The 5297-nt window shown below is 58.4% G+C and carries 4 protein-coding genes; 1 reads left to right on the forward strand and 3 read right to left on the reverse strand.

Going from position 1 to position 5297, the window contains the following annotated elements:
- From NO345_RS19510 to NO345_RS19520, 3 genes are all read right to left on the reverse strand, one after another.
- Positions 1–1802, reverse strand: a 1802-nt coding sequence (locus NO345_RS19510; protein WP_256302091.1) for a DUF3604 domain-containing protein, incomplete at its 3' end; no start/stop codon positions are given.
- 30 nt (positions 1803–1832) lie between these two features.
- A complete protein-coding gene (locus NO345_RS19515; protein ID WP_256302093.1) occupies positions 1833–3785 on the reverse strand; it encodes a TRAP transporter permease in 1953 nt (650 codons plus the stop codon).
- 4 nt (positions 3786–3789) lie between these two features.
- Positions 3790–4806, reverse strand: a complete 1017-nt coding sequence (locus NO345_RS19520; RefSeq protein ID WP_256302097.1) for a TAXI family TRAP transporter solute-binding subunit — start codon at positions 4804–4806, stop codon at positions 3790–3792.
- Between the two features lie 145 nt (positions 4807–4951).
- On the opposite strand from NO345_RS19520, the gene NO345_RS19525 reads away from it, so the two are divergent.
- Positions 4952–5297, forward strand: a 346-nt coding sequence (locus NO345_RS19525) for a helix-turn-helix domain-containing protein (protein WP_256302095.1), incomplete at its 3' end; no start/stop codon positions are given.

Below are 5297 nucleotides of genomic sequence, written 5' to 3' on the forward strand. Positions count from 1 at the left end.
GTCGACGTCAGCCCGTGTTCGGGATGCTGGAAGCCAAAGGGTTCGACATCGGTGAACGAACCGGCGTCGAGTGTGAGCCCGCCGCTCCAGTCGACGACTTTATCTCGAACTCGTGGTCGCGTGCCGAACCACCGGATTTCGTATCGACTGGCACCCGTCGTACAGTCGACGGAGTCGATACACTCGCCGTCGCGAAAGAGGTCGACATCCGTAAGGGGGCCAGTTCCGGCGACGGAGACATCGATTTCGGAAGTCCCGTCGACGGTGACGTGTTCACCGAGAGACGCCCCATCGACATCGACGTCGAGGTGGATGCGTGCTCCGGTCGTGGCGTAGCACTGACTCGCTTGCAACGCGTTCCATAGTCCGTCGCGAGTGAGCTCCTTCGTTGGGACACCAGTCAACCCGCCCCGGATAAGGAAGAAGGGATGATTGGTTGGATGGCTCGCCCCAGGTCTGCCTGTGTGGTCATCGCTCCCACCGACGAACCCGAGACTGTGACCGGCTTCGAACGCTTCGGTGGCGAACCATTCGAAGATACCCCAGACAGACGTGATCTCGAATGCCGGAGTCAGCGATTCGTCGATGTCGTCGATGGTTGCCGGCCGACCGCCCAAATGTGGGATGATGAGGACATCGTCGCGACCCTCGTAGTGGTCGTACAGGTCTGAAGTCGAAGTGAGTCCCCGATAGCGCTTATCGTCCTCAAGTTGCCAGTAGGAGCTCCGCACAATCTCGGCTGAATCATCGCGGAAGTAGACGTTGTGATCGCCCCCATTTGGGGTGTTCGCCGACCATTCGTAGCCGAGGAAGGATACGAACTCGCCCGGCGTGTTGGCTGACTCGACAACGCCCTGGAGACGCTCCCAGAATTCGTCCGTAATCTGGAAGTCGTTACCCACGTGGGAGACGAAGTCGAGGAACGCAGCATCCCGGGCGAAGTCGAAATACTCCTCGACGGATCCCGTCCCGACGGTCTCCTCGGACTGACCGTGGGGGTCGCCCCAGCGAATCGGATTCGACGGCACGACGGGATTGGTCGTCGCCTGGAACCGACCGTCCGAGACGGTGAACCGGAAGGGTTCCTCGTCAGCAGTCGTCTCGGGAGTTTCGACTGTAGCATGTGCGATGCCGTTGGTGAGGTCACCACTGGCCAGAACTCCACCCGTCTCGGACTCGACATCGATGTGTGAACTGTAACTCTCCGAGACGTTCCCCCACTCGTCGACTGCACGTGCAGAGATGTCCACCGTTTCGTCACGAACTCTCGCGAATGCTTCCAACGCCGTGGCGGAGCCGGGGACGATGTCGACGCTCAGATCATCTTCGAGGCGGACGAACTCCGCCGTCCCGAACGGGTCGACGAGCCCGATGAAGACAAATTCGGTCTCGGGGAACGTCTGGGTTCGAATGCCGAGACTTCCCTCGCTCGTCTCACCGAGGGTCAGGGTGACCGTCTCACCGGGGGCGAGCGACCCATCGAAGATGTCCACGACGACGGCATGCTTGACCGGGCGGGTATGGCCATCTGGGTCGAACCGAGCCTTGACAGTGGCGTCGCCGCTCGTGGATACCGTGCAGTAGTGGTCTGCAGTTGGGTCGTCGAACTGCGGATGTCCCCAGTCGCTCGTCATGCTCGTGGCGACCTTCAGCGTGCTCCCGTCGTCCATACCAAGCTCGCCAGCTGTGTAGGTGAGTTCCCAGGTCGTATAGCTGCCGACGGTGACTTCATCTGGGCCGTTGCGTTCAATCGTTCCACACGCGGTTCGTTTCTCCTCGAAAATTCGGTTATTTATTGTCATTTGTTGCCTGATAGTTTCGGTGTTCGGTAGTCATTCGGTCTGTACAGGGTGGGCATCAGTCGTCGACCGACAGTCCGGTTTGGACCGGTGCTGCAGTGCGAGCACCAGGACAATCGCAACGGCAAGTGCTCCGCGGAGCACCAGACTGGGGTAGGCCATCGTAACGACTCCGACGCCGACGAAGAGTGACCGCAGTCCCCAGTCAGCGTATCCAGCGAACCCAAAGGGACGATGGATGTAGTTGATTCCGTGGATGATGCTGACTGCTCCGACGAACGTGATACCGGCGGAGATAAACGTCTCCGGCGTGACCCCGCCAGCGACGAGTTCGGGGTTGTAGACGAACGCAAACGGAAGGACGAATAGCGGAAGCGAAATCTTGATCGCCTCGAGACTCGTCCCCCAGAAATCGCTCTCGGCGATTCCGGTCGCGACTGCAACGGAGGTTGCAATCGGTGGCGTGATTGCCGCCAGAATCGCACAGTAGAACACGAAGAAGTGTGCGGCAATCGGGGGGACACCGAACTCGCCGCTGAGCGTCGGTGCGATCAGCAGAGCGACGATGAGATAGGCGGCCACGGTCGGCATTCCCAATCCGAGAATAATGCTGACCACCATCGCGATGAAGACGGCGACGAGGAGGACCCCACCGGAGATGTCCATCAACGCGAGCGTCAGCGCTGACGGAACACCGGTCGTCAGGAGGATGGTCACGACACCGTCAATCGCGGCGATGATGATCGCGATGCCGGCAAGCGAGAGCACGCCGATGCGTGCGCCCTCGGCAGTCTGGAGAGCGGTCCGCTTCGCGGTCGCCCGAACGGAACTGGAACCGAGCGCCGACTGCAAGAGCGGGAAGCCGACGCCAGTCGCAATCATCGAGACCACGGTGTACAGCGCCGCGGTAATGACGGTGTACTGAGCGATTCCCAGGGTGTACACCAAGATGACGAACGGAATGGCGAACTGAACGCTCTCGATTCCGATATCGGTCCGGGACTTCTCCCCGTCGATGAATTCCGAGACATCGACGTTGACGCCCGCGCTCTGTGCGACCGCCGTATAGTGAACGCCGACGGCGATGGCACCGACCAGGATGAGCGCTGGCAACGTTCCAGCGATGACGATGCTGCCGTAATCTGTCCCGAGGAGCGAGGCCATGACGAACGCCCCGGCACCCATAACCGGGGGTAAGACCTGTCCGACCGTCGAGGCGACGGACTCAATTCCTCCGGCGGTCTCGGAGCGCAGACCGTTCTTCTTCATCAATGGAATAGTGAACGACCCCGTCATCGCCGTATTCGCGGCCGTACTACCGTTGATAGAGCCGATTATCATGCTGGAGATGACGGCTGATTGGGCAACCCCAGAGCGAACGTACTTCGAGGTGTAGACTGCCAGTCTGATCATCAGGTCGAATCCGCCGTACGCATTCAGGAGGCCCGCGTACAGGAGGAACAGGGAGAGCCAGGCGGCAACGAGCCTAGTGAGTTGCCCGTAGAACCCATCCATCTCGATTACGAGCACACGCAGCATTCGGGTCTGTGAAATGCCCCCATGTCCGAGAACGCCAGGTATAGCAGACCCGAACAGTCCATAGACGATAGCTCCGAGCAGAATCGAGAGGAAGAGGACACCGAATTCGCGGTAGGTGAGATAGAGCATCGCGAGGATAAACGCGGTCGCCATCCAGTACTCGTGGGCGAGCGCGAACCCGATCCGCTCAGAGATTAGTACTTCGAAGTTAGCGAACAGATAGATGCTGGTTATCAATACGACGATACCCGACACGACGAGAAGGGCCGATTCGTAACGGGGGCGGGATTCGTCGGCATACATGAACTCGTCAACGACGTAAATCGTCACAATCGCGCCGAGGAACGCGACGCCGAACTTGGCCCGGGGCATCGGCTGGAACACCGCATAGAAGATAGTGAAGGCCCAGAACGGGATGCTGAGAGCAGCGATTGCTTTACGTTCCATCTACCTAAATCTCTCCGATTGGTAATTCCTCGTCCCACTCTCCCTCCTCCTTGAGGAACTCCGCGACCCCCGGATGAACAGGCTGGTCCGGGAGAGTCGCGGCTAACATATCAGATGGATTGTCGTAGGCGGGGAAGAGACCGTTTGCTTCGATGATTGACTCGTTCTGTTCGTACGCGATCCGGGCGATCGTTTGTACGGCTTCTGTTGAGACACCGTCACCGAAACGGAACTGGGCACCGATAGTCCACGTGGCAATCTCGTCGGCACCGATATCTTGCTCCCAGCCGTAGGTGCTCACTTCCTCGTACCCGACGCCGCTGGTGTCCCTGATCGCCTGCTTGAACGACTCTGTCGGGGTGACCGCAGAGAGGGTGAAGCGAGTATCGAGCTCGGTTATCCAGCCGGGGAGTGCCTTGTAATTGGCTCCGTAGACGACGACAGCATCGATTCGACCCTCCTCGATCGCTCCAGCCAGACTGCCACGGCTGATATCGATTGGATTGATCTGGTCGTAGAGTCCTGCGTTTTCGAATACTGCGTTCGTGGGTGGCCGCACGCTCGTTCCCGGCGGGTTCAACCAGACGTTCTTCCCCGAGAGATCGTCGGTTGTTTCGATATCGCTATCGGGAAGCGAGACGAGATACGTGTGTGGGAGCACGTAGAAGAAGCCCTGGTACGGAACTGAGTCGACAGGCTGATCCGCAAAGCTTCCCGTTCCGTCCACAGCCTGTGCAGCTGCGAAATTGTCGAAGCCACCGCCATCGATCTCCCCGTTATCGTAGAGCCGGAAGTTTCCAGCCCCCGAACCTGACGTTTCCTGGGCAGAGATATCAACGTTATCTGCGTTGTCGCTGACTACGCTCTGCAGGGCTTGGGTTGCTGCGAAGGTCGCGCTTCCCTGTGTGCTAGACCCCATACGGACGGTGGATGATCCAGACGATCCCAGACATCCAGCTAAAGACAGGGTGCTGGCACCTGCGATAGCCGTGATGAAGCTTCGCCGGTTTGTGGATGGCATGTGTGTCACAATATACCAGAACAATCTATCTCCCCTTAATGGTGTACATATACGAGAAGACACCCGGTTTTTCCTGTATTTCCCGGGCCTATTCCCATATTGTGCAAAAGAGTGAAGTAGACCCTGGACTGTTTATAGTCTCATGATGAGCAGTGGAACCAACGCTGACACGATACAGTCTGTGGACACGGCATTCCGGATAGTGGAGTTCATTCGGGAGAAACAGGGATGCTCAATCGAAGACCTGACCTCCCAATTCGATGTCTCCAAGAGTACGGTCTATCGCTATCTTTCGACCCTCAAATCTCATGGATACGTGGTCAAGGAAGATGAAAACTACCATATAGGACTCAGATTTATGCAAATGTCCCGCCATGCGAGAATGAGAAAGGGCATGTACACCATCGCCGAGGGCCTCACGCAGTCGTTGGCCGAACAGACAGGTGATCGGGCGACCTTCATCACGGAGGAAAACGGCCTTGGTGTCGTGA

The organism is Haloarchaeobius salinus (genome assembly GCF_024464185.1).
GTDB lineage: Archaea > Halobacteriota > Halobacteria > Halobacteriales > Natrialbaceae > Haloarchaeobius > Haloarchaeobius salinus.